Raw genomic sequence first — 21,175 nt, forward strand, 5'->3', positions numbered from 1 at the left:
CATCGGCCCTGCTACCAGCGGATGTGAATGTGCGGATAGGTCCAAGATATGACTTGGATATGTTTCAGATAGGGTGCGGATAGGCCCTCCTGACGCATGGGCAACCAGTCGAAAAGTTTCTCGAAAAATTTTTGACCACACCCTTGCGCCGAACAGAGTTCCGGCCCGCAATTTCCGGCATAGGAAATTCTCAGAAAAATTCTTGGATTGCCGTGTCCCGAAATCGGCTTTTTGGCGGAAGTAAGCGAGTACACACCGCTCTCTCGCTCAGGAGGCCGTTATGACCGCCAGCTCCCGCCGACCCCGTTCCACCTCCGCCGCCGTGCGGGTCCCCTCGACCCTGTGGGCGCTCGGTCCCGAGCCGCTCGATCCCGACGACCGCTGGCCCGACCGGGCTCTGGCCCACACGGTCACCGAATTCTCCGAACCGGGTTCGCGAGTGATGCTCCTCGGCTGGCCCGCCCCCGTCGCCCGGGGCGCGCTGCGGATCATCGAGCCCGACACCGCCGCAGCGCTCGCCGCGATCGGTGAGCTGGACCGCCACGGCCTCGACGCCCCCACCGACCGGAACTGGCCCGCCGAGCCAGTGGATCTGGTCATCGCGACCCTTCTCGCCGAGCACCTCGACCCGATCGCCGCCGCCGAGCACGTCACCGCGCTCGCGACCGAGGTGCTGGCGATGGGCGGTTTGCTGGTCGTTCTCTCCCGCTGCCGCCACAGCGACTCCGGCGTTCTGCACGACCCCGCCGGTTCGGTCGTGGCCGCCGCCCAGGCCGCCGATCTGCTCTACCTCCAGCACATCATCGCCGCACCCGTGCGCGGCACCACCATCACCGCCGCGCCCGCCGACCCGGCCGTCTCCGGCACCGCGCGCCACCGGGTCGCGCACACCGACGTCTTCGTCTTCCTCCAGCCCGCCCATGGCTGAGCCCACACAGCCCTTGCCCCGCTCGGACTCTCACGCGAAGGACGCCTCCATGACTGTCGATCCCATCGCCACCAACGCCGCCGACGTCGACTCCGCGACCCCCGCACAGATCCCTCCGGCGGCGCGGCCGGTGTCGGTGTGGGCGACCGCGCAGAACGCCCCGACCGCGCAGCGGCGGGGCCGCTACCACCCCGACAGCACCGCCCACCCCGCGAAGATGTTCCCCGCCATCGTGCAGCACGCGGTCGCCACCTACACCCGTCCCGGGGACCTCGTGCTGGACCCGATGTGCGGGATCGGCACCACCCTCGTCGAGTCCCTGCACCTGGGCCGCCGCGCGGTCGGCGTCGAATACGAGTCCCGGTGGGCGGAGCTGGCGCGCACCAACATCGACCTCGCCCGCGAAGCCGGGATCGATCTCGACGCGAATGTCTACCACGGGGACGCCCGCAAGTTGCCCGAGCTGATCCCGGCACAGCTGCGCGGCCAGGCGAGCCTGGTGATCACCTCACCGCCCTACGGCGACAGCTTGCACGGGCATGTGCGCGCCAACCGCAGGCAGCCGGTCCTCAAGACCAACCACCGCTACGGGCAGGTCCTCGACCGAGGCAACCTGGCCAACGTCGGACTCGGCCGCCTGCTCTCAGGATTCACCAAGATCCTCGCCGGGGCCGCCGAATACCTCGCCTCCGGCGGACATGTCGTGATCACGGCGCGGCCGTGGCGTCAGCACGCCGAGCTGGTGCCCCTGCCCAGCCACCTCTACACCTGCGGCGAGCTGGCCGGGCTCGTGCCGGTGGAGCGGTGCGTGGCACTGCTGGGCCGCCTGTCCGACGGCGAACTCGTCGCACGGTCGAGCTTCTTCCAGCGCGACTTCGTCGTCAAGCAGCGCTCGGCCGGGCTGCCGATTCACCTCATCGCCCACGAGGACGTCGTCATCCTGCGCAAGCCCGAGACCGCCACCGCCGTGTCCGAGCGCCGCCGCGCGAGCGGGCGATTCCCCTTCGGCACCTCCGCGACGCTGCCGACTCCCGATGCGACCGGCCCGGGATCGGTGGCCGCGTGAACATCGCACAAGCCCCCGAGCAGGGGTGGCTGGGCCGGGCGCTTGTCGCGCCCGGCCGGGCCTTGGCCGATCTGACCCACGCCGCCGAACGAATCGCCTCGACTGGGGATGGGCTCGTCGCTGTCCTGGCCGTGCTCGGGGTGCTCGCCGCGGTGCCGTTTCTGGGCCGGTGGCGTCGGCGCCGGCTGAGTGCACGTGCTCGCCAAATCACCGTGCTCACCCCACCCGAGGTCGACGCCAAAGGCGCGCAGGCGTTCTGGGCGCACCTCATCGGGCAGCTGCGGCCCGCCTGGGCGCGATTCCTTGTGGGGCAGCCGCATCTGGGGTTCGAGTACACCGTCACCCCGGAGGAGGGGGCCGCGATCCGGCTCTGGGTGCCCGGCGCGATCCCACCCGGTCTCATCGAACGCGCCATCGCCTCGGCGTGGCCCGGCGCACACACCGACACCCTCGAACCCGCCCGGCCCCCGCTACCGATCCCGGTGAAGGGTGTGCGGCGGGTCGTGGCCGGGGGCGAGTTGCGGCTCGGGCGCCGTGAGGGACTCCCGTTGAGTACCGATCACTCCGGTGATCTGGTGCGCAACCTGATCACCGCCGCCGACGACCTCGCTCCCGGGCAGGCCGTCTGCGTGCAGATCCTCGCCCGTCCGGTCACCGGCCGCCGCGTCGCGCGAGCCACCCGCGCCGCGGCGAGCACCAGCACCCGCGCTGGCCTCGTGGCAGGGCTGCTGCGCGAGGCCCTCACCCTGCTCACTCCCGGCACGAGCGCCGCCCGCGTCTCCCACACCGCCGCTGGTGTGGGAGACGCGCGGGCCACCGACCGCCAAACCTCCCTGGAATACAGTGCCGCCGCCCGCGCGGCAGCGGCCAAAGCGCGAGGGGCGCACTGGGAGACGGTCGTCCGCTACGCCGCCTCGATCCCGGTCTCCACCGATCCCGACGACATCGCGCCGAAAGCGCAGGCGCGAGCGGTGGCGCGCGGTCGCGCCGACGCTCTCGCCACGGTGTTCGGAGCGTGCACCGACCACAACTACTACCGGCGGCGTCGTCGCCTGCGCCTCGAGCGGTTGATGCGGCAGCGGCGTCTCGGGCGTGGGGATGTGCTGTCGGTGCCCGAGCTGGCCACGATCGCGCATCTGCCCACCGACGACGGGCTACCCGGCCTGCAGCGCGCCGGAGCCCGTGCCCTGTCCCCCGCCCCCGAGATCCCTGTCGGCGGCGAGCACACGAAACCGTTGGGCATGGCCGACACCGGAACTCGCCGCCCGGTCGCGGTCAAGATCTCCGATGCCCGCCATCACCTGCACATCCTCGGCCCCACCGGTGTCGGCAAGTCCACCCTGTTGGCGCGCACGATCCTCGATGACGCCGAGGCGGGGCGCGGGGTGATCGTGATCGATCCGAAGGGCGACCTCGTCACCGACGTCCTGTCGAGGTTGCCGTCGCGCATGGGTGAGCGGGTGGTGCTCTTCGACGCCGACTCGGCCGCGCCGCCGCCGTGTGTGAACCCGCTCGATATCGGCCGGATCGGGCGCGCCGGAATGGATCTGGCGGTCGACAACCTCGTGACGGTGTTTCACCGGATCTTCCATCAGTGGTGGGGGCCGCGCACCGACGACATCATGCGCGCCAGCCTGCTCACGCTGTGCGCGCAACCCGGCACCGCCACCCTGGCCGACCTGCCCCGCCTGCTCACCGAGCCCGCGTTCCGGGCGCGGGTCACCCGCACAGCGAAAGACCCGGTCCTGCGCGGGTTCTGGGATAGCTACGAGCAGCTTTCCGACACCGGCCGCGCTCAACTCACCGGCCCCTTGCTGAACAAACTCAGAGCGTTCCTGCTGAGACCGTTCGTCCGCTCGGCCATCGCGGGAGGACCCAGCACCGTCGAGTTCGCCGACATTCTCGACAACGGCGGCATCTGCCTGGCCCGTTTGCCGAAAGGCTCTCTCGGAGAGGAAACCTCACGCCTGGTCGGGTCGCTGCTGGTGGCGCGGACGTGGCAGGCGGTGACCGCACGGGCGCGGGTGCCCGCCGCCGACCGGCCCGACGCCGCCCTCGTGCTCGATGAGGCGCAGAACTTCCTCAACCTGTCCACCCCGATCGAGGACATGCTCGCCGAAGCCCGCGGACTGCGCCTGTCGCTGCTGCTGGCACACCAGAACCTCGGCCAACTCTCCCGAGAACTGCGCGACGGCATCTCAGCCAACGCTCGCAACAAGGTGATCTTCGCCGTCAGCCCCGATGACGCCCGCGACCTGGCCCGTCACACCGACCCCTTGTTGTCCGAGCACGACCTGTCCCACCTCGACGCCTTCCACGCCGCCGCCCGCCTGCTGGTCGACGGGCAGAACGCGCGACCGTTCACCCTCACCACCCGGCCCCTGGACCCGCCGATCCCCGGGCGCGCCCGCGAGATCGCCGCCGCCGCCCAAGCCCGCCTCACGGCGCAACCCCCGGACTCCCCACGGTCCTAGCCCCGCTATGCCCCGAGAAAGGCTCCCGTACCGATGATTTCCCGTCCCGACAGGCAAGCCGATACCCGTGCCCCGCGCCCGGCCTGGTCACCTACTACCAGCCCGGAAAAGAGTTCGGTGGTGCGTGCGTTGACCGGGCGCGACCGCTGGATTGTGCGCATGGTCTACGAGCACCGGGTCCTGACCACCGACCACCTCGCCGACCTGGCGTTCCCGACCGCCAAGATCGCCCGCCGCCGCCTGGCGATCCTGCACACCTACCGGGTCCTGGACCGATTCCGGCCCATGCGAACTCGTGGCACCGCCCCCTACCACTGGACCCTCGCCCCCGCCGGAGCAGCGATCCTCGCCGCGGAAGCAGGCGTGAGTGTGCGCGAGCTCGGCTACAACCACCAAACCACGCTCTCGGTCGCCCACAGCCTGCACCTGACCCACACCCTCGGCGTCGCCGAATGGTTCACCGCCCTGGTCACCCACCCCCACGGCGGGCAGGTGTCGCGGTGGTGGTCCCAAACCCGCTGCCAACGGCTCTGGGGCGACCTGGCCCGCCCCGACGCCCACGGCCGCTACACCTACGGCCAGGACCTGCTCGACTTCTTCCTCGAATACGACCTCGGGACCACCTCCCTGCCTCGGGTCGCGGCCAAGCTTCACGGCTACGGCGAACTGGCCCGAACCACCGGGGTCATCGTCCCGGTCCTGTTGTGGGTGCCGACCACCGCGCGGGAGGTCAATGCCCGTGTGGCTCTGCGGCGAACCTGGGAGCGGTTGCCCGACCCCGAGGCGGTACCGGTCGCTACCGCCGCCGCCGAGTTCCTCGGCTCCATCTCCGGGACCAGTCCGGCCGAGCAGGTGTGGCTGCCGCTGCACACCGACTCCGGCCGCAGGCACCTGCACGAACTCGGCACCGTCTGGCCGCGACGGACCCGACCCGAAGACGGCATCGACCCGGAGGTGACCTGGGCACCGCTGAGCGGAACCGTCGCCCTGGCCCCGCCGCCGCCGAGTCCCCCGGCTTCCGAGCACTGGTGAGGTAGCGATGCTGGTCAAGACACTCGGAGCGGGATTCGCGGGGTTCGTGTTCCTCACGGTCGTGATCGCGGCCGTGGTCAGCGCCGTCGTCGTGTTCGACCACGCGCTCACGCCCGCCCCGGGGGCCTCGACCGGCACCGGCTCGTCCCCGAGTACCGAAGCGCAACAAGATATCCCGGCCGAGATGCTCGTGCTCTACCAGGCCGCTGCCGGGGATTACCGCGTCGATCTGGCGGGAATGCAGGCCCTGGTCGATCAGGCCGCTGATCTGGAGACGCGAATCGATGATCGGCTACGCGACATCCAGTCGCGCATCGCCGACCTGCACATCAACTGGACCGGCCAGGTCGCCGACGCGCACCGCGCCGCCGCCACGGAATGGGCCAGCGGTGCGGCAGAGATGAACGCCGCTCTTGGGGAACTTCGGCAAGCACTGGGGCGGGCACGAACGGTCTATCACAGTGTGGGCCAGACGAACGTCGGGATGTGGCCCCGGTGACGGCACCGACCGTCCCGGTGATTGTTCACCGTGCTGATGAATATGGTTCTGCTGGCGACGTTTTCGGCCAGATGTCGACCGACATGGTGACCACGCACTCATCGCTTGTCGCGGTGTTGACTGCGTATGCGGGAATGGCCGGCAGTGACAGCGTCGGCGGGCAGTGGGCCGCCGGCTACGACGAGGCCGCGCAACTCGCGGTCTCGACGTCGTCGAAACTGGCGACCTCGTGTGGTCAGATCCGAGACTTGATTGTCGTCGGTGCTCACAATCATCAGGTGGCCGAAGCCGCGGCTGCTCACCGTGAACTCCCGCCGCCCCCAGCGCCGTCGCTGTCGGTGGATCCATGTCTGCCCGAGAGCATTCCTTCTGCGGCGGGCGACGGGATCCCGGAGCCGTTCGGGTGGTCGTTCATCAAGGATGCCGTCGGCTTCGGGTGGCCGAACGGGCACCAAGACCAACTGAACGCGGCCAAGACCGCCTGGCATACCGTTGCCGCCGACTTCCGCACGGTCGCCGGGCAAGTCCCTCACGCCGTCGACATGCTCACCAACCAGCAGTCACCCGAGATCGACATCGCGGTGACCACCTGTCGAGCGCGGCAATCAGATCTCCACACGTTGGCCGACACATGCCAGACCCTCGGGGATGCCTGCGGCGAGTACGCACACTACCTCGACGAAGCCCACCACCAGATCCTCGACGAACTCGAAGCTCTCGCCATCGAGACGGTCGCTGCCGAGGCCGCATTCGCAGTCCTCGCACCTTTCACCGCGACCGTGTCCGAATGGGTCGGCAATGCCGCCCTGGCCGGGCGAATCGCTGTGAAGGCTCGGCGTATCGCAACGATCATCGGCGAGCTCTCAGCGAGGGTGGCGAAAATCGTCACCAACACCGTCCGTCCCCTCGTCGAGCGGCTGAAACCTCTGCTCGAGAAGATCCGGCTCTGGGTGGAAGCGGCGAGAACCAAGTTCCTCGGTCGCGGCCGACCCGCTGCGTTGTACTCACGCTCCGGCGCCCTGTCGAACCGAGAAGTCCTCGAAGGCAATGTCGGACTACCCAGAACCATGGAAACGATCGAATACTACGCAAGACTGGCCGGTGTAGACCTCCGCGGCACCAAACTGGAAATCCTCGATGACGCCGACACAATCTCCTACCTGGACTTCCAAGGAGCTATCGCCAGAACCGACTCCCTCGGTGTACAGCTCGGGCCAGCGGCGTTCCAGGACGCGGAAACGCTTGTCCGCACGCTGGCACACGAGAGCGTGCACGTCCGGCAATACGCGGACGGTAGCATCAGCTCGATGACCAGCGCGCTGGAACAAGAAGCCTACGCAGCCGAGGACGCATTCGTCGCTACCTGGCGGAGGAACACACAATGACCGAATCGCGCTTGATCGTCGAAAGAGTCGACTTCCTCCCCACGCGCGCGCAATGGGTATTCGTCACCGGCACGCTGTCCGGCGACCCCGTCCATATCGGCGACACGGTGGCCGTCGAAGACGCGAACCAGCGAACCGTCACCACCATCAAATCCATCGAAATCCACAGTCCACCAGGCAAGACGACGATCGCGCTGGACGTCGCTCTCCGGCCGCTGATCACCACGGGCACGGTGATCAGCCGTCAGGGATGAATACAGGTGAGCGAGCAATTGTCACCCGCCCTGCCGGACACGGACTTCCTCGTCGCCGCCAAGGCTTCGTCGTGCGCCAAACCGAATGACCTATCTATTCGCCGCAGGTAGCCCAAGGAACCGACTCACAGCCATGACCAACCTCCAGCAATGGGAGCAGCGGCTCCAGCAAGACCTCGCCCAGATCCGCCGCAACGGCCAGCAACTCGCCAGGCAGGCAGCCAGCCTCCGGGGCCGCGGCGAAGTCCGCGGAGTCCTGATCGAAGTCGACACCACAGGCGAGATCACCGACCTGAAGATCGCACCCGGCGCCATGAAATGGACCAGCACCCAGCTCACCAGCGCCCTGCTCGACTGCCACCGCAAAGCCCGCACCGAAGTGCGAGCCAAAGCCGAACGCCTCCTGCAGAAAGCCGATCCCCGCATCCGCGACCAGGCCAAACTCCTCGAAACCCCACCCACACCCACAGGCCAGCGAAGCAGGCCGACCAGCGAAGCCGACGTCCAAGCCGCCGACGATGCGTACTTCGAACGCCGAAACCTGTACGGCGGCTGGACCGACTGATTTCGGCCCCACCACCTTTGCCGCCGTGTTCGGCCCAAGCTGCCTCTGCCGGTGTTCAGGGCGAGCGCCCCTCGCGAAACCGGCGGGCCCCGGACATAGTCCAGGCGCCTGCCTCGAATAAATGACTAGAGGTCCACGGCGCTCCAACCGATCATCGTGCAATGTCCGATAGTGAAGGCACCGCGAGTCGGATCGAGTGGCACGAGTTGCCGCAGCCGGTACGTACCGGGATCGAGGCCCGCCTCGGCGCGCCGGTGCGATCGGCGGTCACGCAGACGGGCGGGTACAGCCACGGCGCGGCCGTGCGGCTGCTGTTGAACGACGGCCGCAGAGCGTTCGCCAAGGTGATCAACCGTGATGACAAACTGTGCGGGATGTACCAGACCGAGGCACGCACCGCAGCGCGGCTACCGCCCACGGTCCCGACACCGGCGGTCCAGTTCACCGCCGAGCTCGCCGGGTGGTTCGTCATGGTATTCGACGACGTCGCGGGCCGCCATCCACGTCTCGATCAGCCGACCGAGCTGGATGCGGTACTCACGGCAGTGGAGCAGTTGGCGAACGTGCTGACGCCCAGCCCGATCCCCGATGTGCCCACGATGGCCGACAGCTACGGGCCAGAGCTGAACTGCTGGCGGCACTTCGCCGAGCACGGGGCGCCCGTCGACCTCGACAGCTGGTCGCTGCGCAATCTGGATCGGCTGGCCGAGTTGGAATCGACCTGGGCCGAACCCACAGGCGGCGTGACCCTGCTGCACACAGATCTGCGGCCGGACAACATGCTCCTTCGCCCCGACGGCACAGTCGTGGTGATCGACTGGGCGTGGCCCTGCGTCGGCGCCGCCTGGCTCGAACTCGTCTCGCTGGCACCCTCGATCGCCGCCAGCGGAATTGACCCCGACCCGATCCTTGCGGCCCATCCGCTGACCCGCACAGCCGACTCGGCCGCCGTCAATGCCTTTCTCTGTGCACTGGTCGGCTACTGGGCACACAACAGCCGCATGCCCCCACCTCCACATTCGCCGAAACTCCGCCATCACCAAGCATATTCGGCGCAAGTGTCGGGAGAATGGCTGCGTCGACGACTTGCATGGCCGTAGCTGCCACACGGCATTTATCGGTGACGAGTTTCTGATTCCGACGACAGCGGAGACAGATGCCTGCAGGGGTCGCGGGCTAGTGGTTGGTGCGCCAGCCGAGGCGGTTCATCAGCTCGAAGTAGGCGTCATCGGCGGCTTGGATCTCGTCCTCGCTCATCTGGCGCCGAGGTTGCGGTGTGGTGCGCCGCTGCGCGCTCAGGCTAGGATTGCCGCGCGCAACTCCTCGTCTCTCAGTAAGGCGAGGATGCCCGGGTCTGTATCGACGAAGGCTCCCTCGGCGCGCTCGGACGCGGCCTTGTGTAGGGCCGCGTGACATACATCGGCGAAGGGCTCATCACGCATGCACCAGGTGTAGAAGTGTATGTCGTCTTCATTCCCCAGGTCACGAGCGCGCGACCAGTTCTTAAGGAAAGACCCCAGCTTCATCCAGGCTTTTTGTCTGGCTCGGGGGCGCGGCTCCTTGTTGAGCCCGCACACCTCGATCGTCCATTGCCCTTTCTTCGAGCCGTCGACAGCGCGGTAGATACCACTCACCAACTGGAGATCGAGATGGTCGAATGGGTTCTCGCGTGTCGGATCGATCAGGAGTGATCCGAGCAATCCGTCACTCCGGTGCTTGTCGCGTTTGAACCGCGAGTTGCACGTCGAGCAGGCGAGCAAAAGGTTTGGCCAGTAGAACGTGCGCAGAGAGCAGTGAGACCTCGGTACGAAATGATCAACTGTGTCGGCCATATGGTTACCGCAATACATGCAGCAGTCCAGGCCAGGTGCCATGGCCTCAAGAGCGTCTTTTACTGGTTTATATACGTCACGGCGAATGGAGTCCCGTTTCCACATCCGCTCGGCGTGATCGGTACGGTCTGGGATTGAGGTGTCCGCAAGTTCCTGCGTCAGCTTCAGAAGCGAGGATTCCAACTCAGAATTCAGACGCGGTCGTACGATCTTGATCAAGAACCGCCTGCCCCCCGCCTTCTCACATCCAGGTCAAACTCCTCCAACCGTGTGGTCTGAGAGCTTGCCAATTTCCTGCGGAGTTCACGGAACCGTTGCAATGTGGCCTCGTCAGCTCGCCGGGTTGCAACCTGGTACTCAAGGTCTGCCAGTTCTTCTCGCATCTTCTCTGCACGGCGGGAAAACGGCCGCTCCAACCCGAAGAATTCCGACAGGACAGCGTCATCTCCCGTGCCATAGACGACCCTGCCGTAGATCTTCTCATCTACTACTTCGGGTGGAACCTGTTCAGTCGGGCCTGGTAGCCGAATCAACCCGCCAGGGTCGGCGGCTTGGCAGACATAGGGGCTGTGTGTCGTGACGATGAACTGGACGTTGGGAAAGTGAGTCTTGAGCCACTCGCCTATGCGCTGTTGCCAGGACACATGGAGATGCGCGTCGACCTCGTCTATGAGGACGACCCCGGGATACGGCAAATACGGCCGGGCGCCATCCCGGCGTAGCTCCAGCGTTCCGTAGGCTGCGTGCATCTGCCGGATGACATCGAGGACGAGTGCGGTGACGGTACGCAAGCCATCACTCATGCGCCGCAGTGCGATGACGGGTCCTTCATCATCGATGGACTGCAACCACAGCCCGCGTGAGGTAACCCGCTCTACACGGAAATCGCCGGGCAGCAGCCCATCGTTGATGAGGGCTAGAACCGATTCGAGCAGTTGGTCGGCTCCGGCCTCGCCTTCAAGCTGGCGCATGCGGATAGATATGAGCCAGTCGACCGACTCTACGAGGGCCGACTCTTCCTGGAATAGAGTGCGTAGGGCCATAGCTCGGTCGGGGTTCTGCGGATTGCGTTCATACAGACCCGTGCCGCTGAGCCGCCGGAAGGGGCCATACGCCGCGTGAAACCAGCCGGTTGGAGGCGACGGCGACCAAAGTAGATTGGCGAACCTGCTACCGGTATGTGCCGTAAAACTAACCTGGGTCGGGGGATGATCTTCGGGTGCGAGCGGCTCCCGATCCGGCTTCCATGTGACTGCTACCGTCACCTGACTAGTGGTCGAAAGAGCTCCGAGGTCGAACTCTGCATCCGCCTGGAGGGCCAACTCGACATAGCCACGGGTCTGCCCGTATGAGAGATGATCCTCGATCTCGTCGTCTAACTGGCTGGCCCGGTACGGCCCTGCCAGCGCCAAGCCAATCGCCCTCAAGAAAGTTGTTTTGCCCGAGCCGTTACGCCCAGCTAGCACCGTCCAGCCAGCGAAACCACCATCCGGGCGCGTGAAGTCAAGGTCGCAGGCCCGGGGGCCGTGGAACCCACGTACGCCGTCGAACCGGAGCCTTGTCACATACACCGGACTGCCCTTCCCGTGACCTTCCTGTTCATCCGAGGCCTTGGACCCGCGGCAAACTAACTGCCCAACTGTACGGGTGCTCACTGACAGTAGACGACCGCCATCCGGCGGGCCTTAATACTGCAACTGCACTCAGGTGAGTGGGTGACCGCGTCGTCGGTAGTGCGAGAGCCGGGCTTGATGTTGTCGGCGTCGTCGCCAGCGTGACCAGGCCCAGATATGGTCGGCGGGATTGAGTCGGGTCAGCACGAACGCGACCAGCAGGCGCCGGATCTCCGGTAGCGTAAGCGCGATCATGCCGTCCTCGCTGTCGGCGAGTCGCCCTTTGCAGCAACGGTTTTCGTGGCGGCTAGCCAGGCCAGGGGGGCGAGCATCGACAGGGTGATGTGGGCATACCAGGCCCCGCCATTTGCGGACCTGGTAGTGGTCGAGCCCGGCCCGGCCCTTGGCCCTGCTGAAACGCTTCTTCCACGTGCCAGCGCGACCCCGCGATCCAGGCCAGGTCGACCAATCTGGCGGTGGCCGGGCCGTAGCAGAGGTAGTAGGCGATCTCGGCCGGGTTGCCGATGCTGCGGCGGGCCAGCAGCCAGTGCCCGCGCCCGGACGCCCAGGTGCCGTCGATCTGGCGGCGTGCCCAGTCGTATTCGCGGGGTCCGTGCGCGCCGACACCGACCGACAATGGGTTCCAGGCCCGCCACCAGACCCGACACATACTCACCCGGCCGCCCCCGCGGCTCAGCACGGGTAAACCGTCCCCCAATCCTCACCGTCAACGAATCCAGCTCGGCCACAGCACGATCCAACACCACCCGACAGATCTACCAGCACCGAACCATACGAGTGCAGTTGCGTTATTAAGGCTGCGAAGCGGGTCGTGCATGTGTGCGGAAGTTGGTCTAATGGGTGGAAGACAGGATAGGTGGGCGGAACCGCGTCGTGACGATTGTCCAGAGGGGAGTGCCGTGAGCACTGCAGGCATGCTGGCGGGCTACGGAGCTGAACGAGTTCTGCGGGAGTCAGGGTGGCGCGTGTGCTCGCCAGCTGAGCGCGACCTCAAATCGGACGCAACAGCTGTCCGTACCGATCACCTGGATGCCGACCGCCTCTGCATCTACCTCCTCTACGTTGACAGAGATCTATGTGGACTTGTTGTGGCGGGACCCAATACCGCTGACCCCCGCGAACTCATCGCCGAGGCAGACCGACTTGCTGCCCCACTCGCCGAAAAGAACCCCAAACGTGCCTGGCAAGGCCGGCCACTGCCCTTCCGCTACGGAACCAACGGCGTCGTATGGCGCTTCCGAAATGCCCTCGATACCGAGGCTCTCGATGGCACGCCTGTTCCCGGTGCACCAGAGGGGGGAGCACGCGGCCGCCTCGTATTCGCTCCAGCCCGCCCGGCCACAGTCGCACGCTGGAAGCGTGAAGCCTTGCGCGCTCCCGATACGCCGACACTTCGCGCCCGGCTGCGGCACCTGCCCACCGTTCTCCTCGACCCGAAGCGGCAGCTGTACGACGCGCAACGCCGCGCGATTAAGGGCTTGGAACAATCTCTGGCTGAGGACAAGCCTCGGGCGCTCATCCAGATGGCGACCGGTGCTGGCAAGACATACACCGTCGTCCAGGCGAGTCACCGGCTACTTGAGCACGCGGGTGCCCACAGGGTGCTGTTCCTCGTGGACCGCACCAACTTGGGTGACCAAGCCTTCCTTGAGTACCGGGACTTCGTCCCGGCGGACTCCAAGAAACCGTTGCACGAGGAATTTCCGCTCAAACACCTGACGGGCGGAACATCAGGCCTCGCTGACTCTGACAAAATCGTGATCACCACAATTCAAAAACTGTGGTGCAAGCTGTCGGGCAGCCTCCTGCCCGAACCAGGCAGTGAAGAGGCGGGCGAGTACGAGGCGAATGGTGCCGGTGGACTCGGTGTCGGCCTTCCCCGCGTCCGCTACTCAGCTGATCTCCCGCCTGACTACTTCGACTTCATCGTCATCGACGAATGCCACCGTTCTATCTACGGCAGGTGGCGGCCAGTGCTGGAGTACTTCGACGCGCACATCGTGGGTCTAACTGCGACCCCGATCGGGCCGACGTTCGCCTTCTTCGACGAAAACCTGGTTAGCCAATACACATATGAGGAAGCGGTGGCCGACGAGGTCAATGTGGATTACGACGTCTACCGGATCTCGACCCGGATCACCCGCGAGGGTTCGACCATCCCGGCTGTGACCGAGACGGTCGCGCCTGACGGGACGATCGAGCAGTTGAACACGGTTCTGGCCCATGTGGACCGCCTGACGCGCGAACAGCACTGGCATCAGCAGGATGAGGACGACGAGTACACCCCGGCCGAGCTGAATGCCCGTGTGGAATCCACTAGTCAGATTCGTACGATCATCGGCACCTTCAAGAGCAAGATGTTCAGCGAGATCTTCCCGCCGGACGTGGATCCCGACACTGGCGACGTTCTACATGAGCGGACGGTCGTGCCCAAGACATTGATATTCGCGGCCACGGACAAGCACGCGGACACCATCGTTGACGAAGTGTTGCGCGCATGGGGTAAGGGGGACGACGGGGAAACTGGCTTTTGTAGGAAGATAACCAACACGGCGGCACAGACCGGCAAGGCTATCCGCGATTTCCGCAATAAGCCCGAGATCAGGATCGCTGTCACAGTCGACATGATCGCCACCGGTACCGACATTCCTGCCCTGGAGTGCCTGGTGTTCATGCGAGATGTTAGAACCTGGTCATATTTCGAGCAGATGAAGGGCCGCGGAGCCAGAACCATCAAGCCCGAGGACCTGAGGAAGGTCACCGAGGACGCTCTGTGCAAGGACCGCTTCGTGATCGTCGACACTGTGGGCGTTACTGAACACGCCATGGTCGACGCGCGACCGCTCGTACGGGACGGGCAACTCGAGATGCCGAGCCTGGAGCGACTGCTCAAGGCCTGCGCGGAAGGACGCCCCCTATCCCCAGACGACGCCGCCACCCTCGCCGGTCGGCTCAGCCGACTCGGGCAGCGGCTCGACGACGAGCAGCTCGCCCAGATCGAGGGAAGTGCAGGTGGCCGTAAGCTGACAGAGCTAGTGACGGGACTGGTCCTAGCGACTGATCCGGATCGCATCGCGAAGGAACGCGCGCAAACGGCTGTCGAGCACAGGACCGAAGCAGGTGTGGAGGAGTCCTTCAGCGATGCCATGCTGGCTGAGGCACTGCGCCCTTTTGTCGAGCTCGAGGCACTGCGGCAGGCTCTGCTGGAAGCTGCAAGAGCACGCCGCTGGATCAAGATCGACCACCTCAGCCAAGACGGCAATGTGATCGCCGAGGGTGTGACGGACGTCATGCGCGCCGAGCGGACGATTCAGGACTGGCGCACCTATATGACAGAGCACCGGGACCGGCTCACCGACCTGCGCATCGCCTTCGAGGAACGGCGGCCTCTGAGGGAGGTGCGGGACCGTATCGAGGAGATTCTTGGCGCTGTCCGGTCACCGCAGCAGCGCTGGACCCAGCAGCAGCTCTGGAAAGCGTACGTCGATCTCGGTCTTGCCCGTGCGGGGCGACGGCGGGGTGCAGGGCTTCCGGAACTATTGTCTGTTCTGCGGTTCGAGCTCGGACTGGACGAAGAGTTCCGGCCGTACCGGGATACTGTCGAGCTCCGTTTCCAGGAGTGGCTCGCGCGGCAGGAGGCGGCAGGGAGTACCTTCACCGACGAGCAGCAGGCGTGGCTGCGGCGGATCGTAAGCGTCGTAGCCACATCGGCTACCGTCTCGGTGGAGGCGCTGGACCAGCATGCGTTGTGCCGGGCAGTCGGTGGCTGGAGCAAGTTCAGGGAGGCGTTCGATGCAGGCCCTCGGACGCCGGACGAGTTGATCGACGAAATGGATCGGGAGCTGGGTGCATAAGGGCGGTAGCGAGGGCTTCAAAGCTGGGAGCTCCAACGAAGGCGCACTGCCGAACGGGTGGGCACGAGCGAGACTCGCGGACATTCTTAGCCAGCCGACAGCCCAGGGGCGTTCGGTGCGTACAAGTGATGATGATGAGGGTTTTCCGGTCCTCAGGCTCACAGCGCTGAGGAGCGACCGCATCGATTGCTCTGCATACAAGCTGGGCGATTGGACGGCTGAAGAGGCGGCCCCCTACCTAATCAGGCCTGGGGACTTCCTAGTCGGTAGAGGAAGTGGAACACTTAGTTTGGTAGGCCGGGGTGCGCTAGTCACGGATGTGCCAGAGCCTGTGGCTTTCCCAGACACTATGATTCGTATTCGAAGCTATCCGGACTGGGTTGAGCCGCTGTTCCTGGCGTATCTCTGGAATTCCCCAGTCGTCCGTCGGCAAATCGAGAAGTCAGCGAAGACGGGCACCGGCATCCACAAGATCAGCCAGCCCGAAATTCGGGGAATTGAGCTCCCGCTTCCCCCGACGGCCGAGCAACACCGGATCGCCAATGCCCTAAACAAGCACATGGCTCGGCTGGATGAGATCGAGGTCTGCCTGCGGGCTGCTCGTCAGCGTCTCGAGACGCTCCGCGACCTCGTCATGACGGCTGCGGCTACTGGCGCCCTCGCGGGGGAGGTCAAACAACAAGACATGCCCATCGCGGGCTCCCCAGCAACCACAGACACCCCGCTGCCTCCTCTCGCTGCTGGTTGGCGATGGGGCCGGCTTCAGGAGATCGCCGATGTCATCGGTGGCGTCACCAAGGACTCCAAGAATCAGCACGCCCTTGATCAGCGCGAGGTCCCGTATCTGCGTGTGGCCAATGCCCAGCGCGCACGGTTAGAGCTCGCGCAGGTAGCCACGATCCGCGTTCCACCGAAGACCCTCGAAAAGCTCCGACTTCGTCGCGGTGACCTACTGATGACGGAGGGCGGCGATCGGGACAAGCTGGGGCGCGGGTGGATCTGGGAGGACCAGATCGAGGATTGCATCTACCAGAACCACTTGTTTCGTGCACGGATTCTGAAGCAGGCTACTCACCCCAAACTCCTTGGCTGGTATGTAAATTCAGCAGCCCGCGCTTGGTTCGAGGCCAATGGCAAGCAAAGTGTGAATCTTGCTTCTATCAGCATCACCACCGTCAGGCAGCTCCCTGTTCCTCTGCCGCCAGCAGGGGAACAGGAGCAGGCGAAACTCGTCGAGCTCGGGGAGCAGGTCCTCGCACGCGTGGATCGCTTGATGTCCGTGTGCGATCAGGGTCTCGCTCACTGCGTCGAGCTCCGTAATGCTCTGCTCGAAGAAGCGTTCTCCGGTAGGCTCATCCCCCAGGACCCGGAGGACGAACCTGCCGAGCATTTCCTCATGCGCATTCGCGCCGAACGCGAGGTGGCTGGGGCCGACCGGAAACCAGCTCGGCGTCCGGCTGGTATCCAGAGCTCACCACAGCGCCCGGCCATGCCCAAGGTTCTTGCCCGAACGGACATTTCGCCACCAGATTCCTCTACCACTGGGACCCCCATCGCTGCAGGCGAGCAGACTACCCTTCCCCTGGAGTTCACCGCATGAAGTTGGAAGCCCGCCGTCTGGTCGACCGTCTCTGGAACTATTGCAACGTCCTGCGCGACGATGGAGTATCGAGCCTTGAGTACTTGGAGCAGCTCAGTTTCCTAGTATTTCTCAAAATGGCGGCCGAGATGGAGGCAGCCGACAAGACCCTCCCCCAACATAAGCGCCGACACGTTCTGCCGGACACCGAAGAGTGGCGCGATCGCGGGTGGTCAGAACTGCTCGACCTTACGGGTACAGCCTTGGAGGAGGCGTATACTCAGCTGCTCACTGATCTTGGCAAGCATGGGGAGGATCAAAACACCACTCTGGGCCTGATCTTCTACCGCGCCCGCAACCGCCTTCAGAATCCAGCCAACCTGCGCCGCCTCATCGTCGATCTGATAGACAAAGAGGATTGGTTCAGCGCTAGCAAGGACATCAAGGGCGATGCCTATGAGGCACTGATCGCCCGCAGCGCCGAGGACACCAAGGCCGGTGCGGGCCAGTACTTCACCCCTCGAGTGCTTACCGAGTCGATCGTGCGCTGCATGCGGCCGACCCCTGACGACACCATCACCGACCCAGCCTGTGGCACCGGCGGCTTTTTGCTCGCCGCGCACGATTACATCGTGCAGGAATACGGCGACCAAATGTCTACGGAAGAGTCAGCTCGTTTCGATGAGGGCGCGATCTGGGGCACCGAACTTGTCCCGGCAACCGCCCGCCTCGCTGCGATGAACCTCCTCCTGCACAAGATCGGCAGACCCGATGGCAAGCCCCTGATCCACGTGGAGGACGCACTCTCCAAGCCGCCTGCCAGGCGCGCCTCGTTGGTCCTCGCCAATCCACCCTTCGGTAAGAAGTCCTCGATCGTGATCACCAACGACAATGGTTCGGTCGGTCGCGAGAACACCTCGTATCACCGAAGGGACTTCTGGGAGTCCACAACCAACAAGCAGTTCAACTTCGTCCAGCATATAGCGAACTTGCTCACCGATAAGGGGCGTGCTGCTGTCATCGTTCCCGATAACGTCCTCTTCGAAGTCGGGCGGGGCACTAGCATTCGCCGTGAACTGCTCAAGCGGTACAACCTTCACACCATGCTTCGTCTTCCCGACGGCATCTTCTACGCGGGTGGGGTCAAGGCGAACGTGCTTTTCTTCAATTCGGCCCCATCTCGCCGCAGTGACGATGAGCCCCCGCGCACCGTGAAGCTGTGGGTGTATGACATGCGTACCGGCAACCGCTTCACACTGAAGCAGAATCCGTTACTACCAAGCCATCTGGTGGATTTCGAAAAGCGCGCGTTCGGGGTCGGTGAATGCGACCTTGACGTTGCCATCGCCCGTCGTGAACCCTCGGGACGCTTCCAGGTGTTCGACGGTGCCGAACTGGTAGCTACGAAGGACGTGAATCTCGACATCGGGCTGATCGAACGGGATGCAGTGACGGGCAAGTCCCTGAGCGAGCTGACAGTCGCACTGTCCGCCGACTTGCGCGGAGCGCTATGTGAACTGGTGGATCTGGCGGCCGAATTGAATATAGAGCTCCCGCCACCAACGCTTGAAACGACGTAACAAGCATCCGGAGTCCCTGAGTCGACTTCACCGACACCCCTGCCCGGATGGCGAGAAACGCTGCGGTGTGGCGCAACTCGTGCGGGTTGAGACCTGCGGGCACACAGGCCGTCTTCGACTCGCGCCCGGCGGTTCCACCAGTCGCGCCGGACATTGCGCAGCCGCAGCGGCTCGCCGTTGGCGGCGGGGAACACCAACTCATGCGGAGCCCTGTCCTCGGTCAGCTCCGTGATCATCGCCATAACCGACTTCGGCACCGCCACGTCGCGCGCCTTCCCGGTCTTGGTAGAGCCGTAGACCATCTCGCCGTTCACCTGCGTGACCGACCGATACACGCGCAGCCGCGAGCGCAGCACGTTCACGTCGGTGACCCGCAGCGCTGCCGCCTCGCCGAACCGCAGCCCGGTGTAGGCGAGGACGTAGACCAGCACCCGGCGCGCGTCGGCCGCGTTGAGCTGCGCGGCGTAGCGCTTCTCGCCGATCTTCTCGGCGTCGGCGGTGACGGTGCCCGCCGCCTTCGACGAACTTCGTCATCTACGACCGCGCTCAGGTGCTCACCGAGACCTTGAGCGCCGAGCTGACCAACACGCGCCCATCCGAAATCCCCTTGCACGAGAGAAACTTTTCGCCGTGCTTGCCGAGCAGGCCGCCTACAACGAGGCCGCCCGAGCGCTCATCGCGGCTGCGCTGGAGCGGCGCGCGAGCCTCTAGCGGGCCGCTCGGGCTTGGGCACAAGTCAGGCAGCGTACCTGTTTGCCACTATTTGGATCGGTAACAAAATCATGGTAGAACAACTTGCGGTGCCCTCTATTGCGCTCACATGCTCGGCAGTTCCGCCACCCATTCTTGAGCCTCGTGTTCTGCGGAGTGAATTCGTGCCCGGCCGGGCAGAATCGAGACACCGCATACTTCTCTTCATAACACACACGACAACGGCGTACAGTAGTCGGATTTCTCATATCAATGACATACTCATGCCCATGCTTAGGAATGTGACGAGAATTCAGTCGGCACAACACACAATTTCGCTGCCCCTTCGCTGTGTATTCCGTCGTCTCCTTGGTAAATTTATGACCGTTGACGCAATACTTCGGAGGCGGGTTCAACCTTCGACAGGTTAGACACCGGCGCTTCTTGACCGGGCCACCCGGGTCAGGGACGAACGAGTGCCCATAGTCCGGTATATGCGTCCGATCCCAGGTGCATTGCTGGCAATATCGTTTTCCGTCGCTTCCAATCCTCTTGTTCTCAGGCGTGTATTCGTGTCCCTTCGGACAGAACTGCGGCGTCGATTCCTCACGTTGCCGACAGATGAGGCACCGTCGGCGCAGATTGCTCACATTCTCGGGGTCGGCGACAAATTCGTGCCCGCGCTTTTCGAGGTGATACCGGTCCGTGTTGCACTGGCGGCATCGCCGATGGCCGTCTGGGCTGTAGTCTGTGTTCTCGTCGTCGTAGGGGTGGCCTTGTGGGCAGGCGAGGATCACCATTGCGGCACGCCTTAGGTTCTCGCCAATCGTCACCGCCTCAAGATGTCGGGGATTGCAACACAACGGAACGCCGCACAAGTGGTCAATCGTGAGGTTGAGCGCTGAACCCTCGCCGTTCGCAAGCTCATAGGCGAGGCGGTGTACTTGGACGACGCGCCCCTTACGTTTCTGGCCCGGCACCCGCACATACATGCGCCCGTACCCCATCTTGTTCTTGGAACCGGTCCATACTTGGCAGTCACCCGTGAGCCCGTACATAGTCCTGCCGCGCTCCGAGACCGACTGGGGAACAAGCCCCTTCCTCAACTTAACCGCCGGAGAAACGGCAGGTCCGCTCATGACGCCGTGCCCATCAAGATATGCGACTGCGACAGCGATGTTGGCCGCGACGGCTATCAGTTCACCGCACCCGCAACCGCATTTGACCTTGTTCGGGTCGCCGTATTTCTCCAAGCGCCGAAGGTGCGCCTGGCACAGTCCGCGCCCAGCGATTGGGCGTGGACATCCGTCGAGCTTGCATTCACGACCGACCACCGGGGCCTGCCGCACGGGTTGGTCAGCAGGCAGCCCCGCTGTGATCTCGGCTCTCTCAATATTGAATTTGCGAGCATTACACGTCCAATGAGCAGCGCGACAATTTTCCATCGTATGGGGGCCGCCTCTGGACAGCGGAATTACATGATCGACCGCCGGGGACAGCGGATCATGTTTGCCGCCAAGAACTCGGGATGTTCGCAACCTCTCCGGGATTAGCTCGCCACACAGGTGACATATCCAGCCGTCCCGCTCGAACACCTCCCGCGCGATGACAAGTTCCGTCTCAACCCCCCATTTCTTGGCGCGGTTGAGCGCGTCACGAGCCCGGATCAACTCCGCCTTACGGAGCTTGATGTGTTCCTCGCACCGCTGACGGCTCGGCCCGCGCCCCGTGGGCCGAGGGTCGAACATCACGTCGCAATCGGCGCACTTAATGAGCATGAGGCCTCCTCATCCCATTGGACCA

At 64.7% G+C, this 21,175-nt stretch carries 15 protein-coding genes and 2 pseudogenes; 12 read left to right on the forward strand and 5 right to left on the reverse strand.

Annotation, left to right across the window (positions count from 1 at the left end; genetic code table 11):
* Positions 1-280 precede the first annotated feature (280 nt).
* The 9 genes from ON27_RS39950 to ON27_RS20240 all read left to right on the forward strand — a co-directional run bounded on the left by ON27_RS39950 (position 281) and on the right by ON27_RS20240 (position 9,303).
* Positions 281-928: a hypothetical protein gene (locus ON27_RS39950; RefSeq protein ID WP_051046800.1), complete on the forward strand. Its 648-nt coding sequence runs from the start codon at positions 281-283 to the stop codon at positions 926-928.
* A gap of 49 nt (positions 929-977) precedes the next feature.
* Entirely contained in the window at positions 978-1,994 is a 1,017-nt protein-coding gene (locus ON27_RS20205) for a TRM11 family SAM-dependent methyltransferase (protein WP_051046801.1), read from the forward strand.
* Positions 1,991-4,468: a type IV secretory system conjugative DNA transfer family protein gene (locus ON27_RS20210; protein WP_051046802.1), complete on the forward strand. Its 2,478-nt coding sequence runs from the start codon at positions 1,991-1,993 to the stop codon at positions 4,466-4,468. Before ON27_RS20205 ends, ON27_RS20210 begins: the two co-directional genes overlap by 4 nt.
* Positions 4,469-4,588: 120 nt before the next feature.
* Positions 4,589-5,500 (forward strand): replication-relaxation family protein, encoded by a 912-nt coding sequence (locus ON27_RS20215; protein WP_051046803.1) that lies wholly within the window; start codon positions 4,589-4,591, stop codon positions 5,498-5,500.
* Between the two features lie 7 nt (positions 5,501-5,507).
* Entirely contained in the window at positions 5,508-5,999 is a 492-nt protein-coding gene (locus ON27_RS42955) for a WXG100 family type VII secretion target (RefSeq protein ID WP_051046804.1), read from the forward strand.
* Positions 5,996-7,384 carry a WXG100-like domain-containing protein gene (locus tag ON27_RS20225; RefSeq protein WP_043730017.1) on the forward strand — a complete coding sequence of 463 codons (1,389 nt, stop codon included), beginning with the start codon at positions 5,996-5,998 and terminating at the stop codon, positions 7,382-7,384. Before ON27_RS42955 ends, ON27_RS20225 begins: the two co-directional genes overlap by 4 nt.
* On the forward strand, positions 7,381-7,638 hold the full coding sequence (locus ON27_RS20230) for a hypothetical protein (protein ID WP_043729844.1): 258 nt from the start codon (positions 7,381-7,383) through the stop codon (positions 7,636-7,638). Before ON27_RS20225 ends, ON27_RS20230 begins: the two co-directional genes overlap by 4 nt.
* A gap of 133 nt (positions 7,639-7,771) precedes the next feature.
* Positions 7,772-8,203: a YbaB/EbfC family nucleoid-associated protein gene (locus ON27_RS20235; RefSeq protein ID WP_043729848.1), complete on the forward strand. Its 432-nt coding sequence runs from the start codon at positions 7,772-7,774 to the stop codon at positions 8,201-8,203.
* A gap of 161 nt (positions 8,204-8,364) precedes the next feature.
* Entirely contained in the window at positions 8,365-9,303 is a 939-nt protein-coding gene (locus tag ON27_RS20240) for a phosphotransferase (protein WP_043729852.1), read from the forward strand.
* Positions 9,304-9,498: 195 nt separating this feature from the next.
* Here ON27_RS20240 and ON27_RS40845 read toward each other — a convergent pair whose 3' ends face one another.
* The 3 genes and pseudogenes from ON27_RS40845 to ON27_RS42425 form a co-directional block, all read right to left on the reverse strand.
* On the reverse strand, positions 9,499-10,254 hold the full coding sequence (locus ON27_RS40845; protein WP_043729855.1) for an HNH endonuclease: 756 nt from the start codon (positions 10,252-10,254) through the stop codon (positions 9,499-9,501).
* Entirely contained in the window at positions 10,251-11,690 is a 1,440-nt protein-coding gene (locus ON27_RS20250; protein ID WP_218003019.1) for an AAA family ATPase, read from the reverse strand. The genes ON27_RS40845 and ON27_RS20250 overlap by 4 nt, the downstream gene beginning before the upstream one ends.
* 209 nt (positions 11,691-11,899) lie before the next feature.
* Positions 11,900-12,288 (reverse strand): annotated as a pseudogene (locus tag ON27_RS42425) (IS701 family transposase); the annotation flags it as partial.
* Between the two features lie 280 nt (positions 12,289-12,568).
* Here ON27_RS42425 and ON27_RS20255 point away from each other — a divergent pair.
* From ON27_RS20255 to ON27_RS20265, 3 genes are read left to right on the forward strand one after another with little or no spacing between them, the layout of a single operon-like run.
* On the forward strand, positions 12,569-15,523 hold the full coding sequence (locus tag ON27_RS20255) for a DEAD/DEAH box helicase family protein (protein ID WP_218003020.1): 2,955 nt from the start codon (positions 12,569-12,571) through the stop codon (positions 15,521-15,523).
* Positions 15,516-17,123 carry a restriction endonuclease subunit S gene (locus ON27_RS20260; protein ID WP_063711350.1) on the forward strand — a complete coding sequence of 536 codons (1,608 nt, stop codon included), beginning with the start codon at positions 15,516-15,518 and terminating at the stop codon, positions 17,121-17,123. The genes ON27_RS20255 and ON27_RS20260 overlap by 8 nt, the downstream gene beginning before the upstream one ends.
* Positions 17,120-18,682: a class I SAM-dependent DNA methyltransferase gene (locus tag ON27_RS20265; RefSeq protein ID WP_043729865.1), complete on the forward strand. Its 1,563-nt coding sequence runs from the start codon at positions 17,120-17,122 to the stop codon at positions 18,680-18,682. The genes ON27_RS20260 and ON27_RS20265 overlap by 4 nt, the downstream gene beginning before the upstream one ends.
* 146 nt (positions 18,683-18,828) lie before the next feature.
* Here the strand turns inward: ON27_RS20265 and ON27_RS45850 are convergent.
* Positions 18,829-19,113 (reverse strand): annotated as a pseudogene (locus ON27_RS45850) (tyrosine-type recombinase/integrase); the annotation flags it as partial.
* Between the two features lie 276 nt (positions 19,114-19,389).
* Positions 19,390-21,150, reverse strand: coding sequence for an HNH endonuclease (locus ON27_RS41385; RefSeq protein WP_083887687.1), 1,761 nt, complete (start codon positions 21,148-21,150; stop codon positions 19,390-19,392).
* Positions 21,151-21,175 lie beyond the last annotated feature (25 nt).

The sequence above is a fragment of the Nocardia asiatica NBRC 100129 genome (assembly GCF_000308415.1).
In the GTDB taxonomy this organism is placed as follows: Bacteria; Actinomycetota; Actinomycetes; order Mycobacteriales; family Mycobacteriaceae; genus Nocardia; species Nocardia asiatica.

Coding starts and splice junctions, on each gene's coding strand:
- ON27_RS20265 (WP_043729865.1), top strand. CDS start 17,120: ATGAAGTTGGAAGCCCGCCGTCTGGTCGACCGTCTCTGGAACTATTGC.
- ON27_RS41385 (WP_083887687.1), bottom strand. CDS start 21,150: ATGCTCATTAAGTGCGCCGATTGCGACGTGATGTTCGACCCTCGGCCC.
- ON27_RS42955 (WP_051046804.1), top strand. CDS start 5,508: ATGCTGGTCAAGACACTCGGAGCGGGATTCGCGGGGTTCGTGTTCCTC.
- ON27_RS20205 (WP_051046801.1), top strand. CDS start 978: ATGACTGTCGATCCCATCGCCACCAACGCCGCCGACGTCGACTCCGCG.
- ON27_RS20240 (WP_043729852.1), top strand. CDS start 8,365: ATGTCCGATAGTGAAGGCACCGCGAGTCGGATCGAGTGGCACGAGTTG.
- ON27_RS20235 (WP_043729848.1), top strand. CDS start 7,772: ATGACCAACCTCCAGCAATGGGAGCAGCGGCTCCAGCAAGACCTCGCC.
- ON27_RS20230 (WP_043729844.1), top strand. CDS start 7,381: ATGACCGAATCGCGCTTGATCGTCGAAAGAGTCGACTTCCTCCCCACG.
- ON27_RS39950 (WP_051046800.1), top strand. CDS start 281: ATGACCGCCAGCTCCCGCCGACCCCGTTCCACCTCCGCCGCCGTGCGG.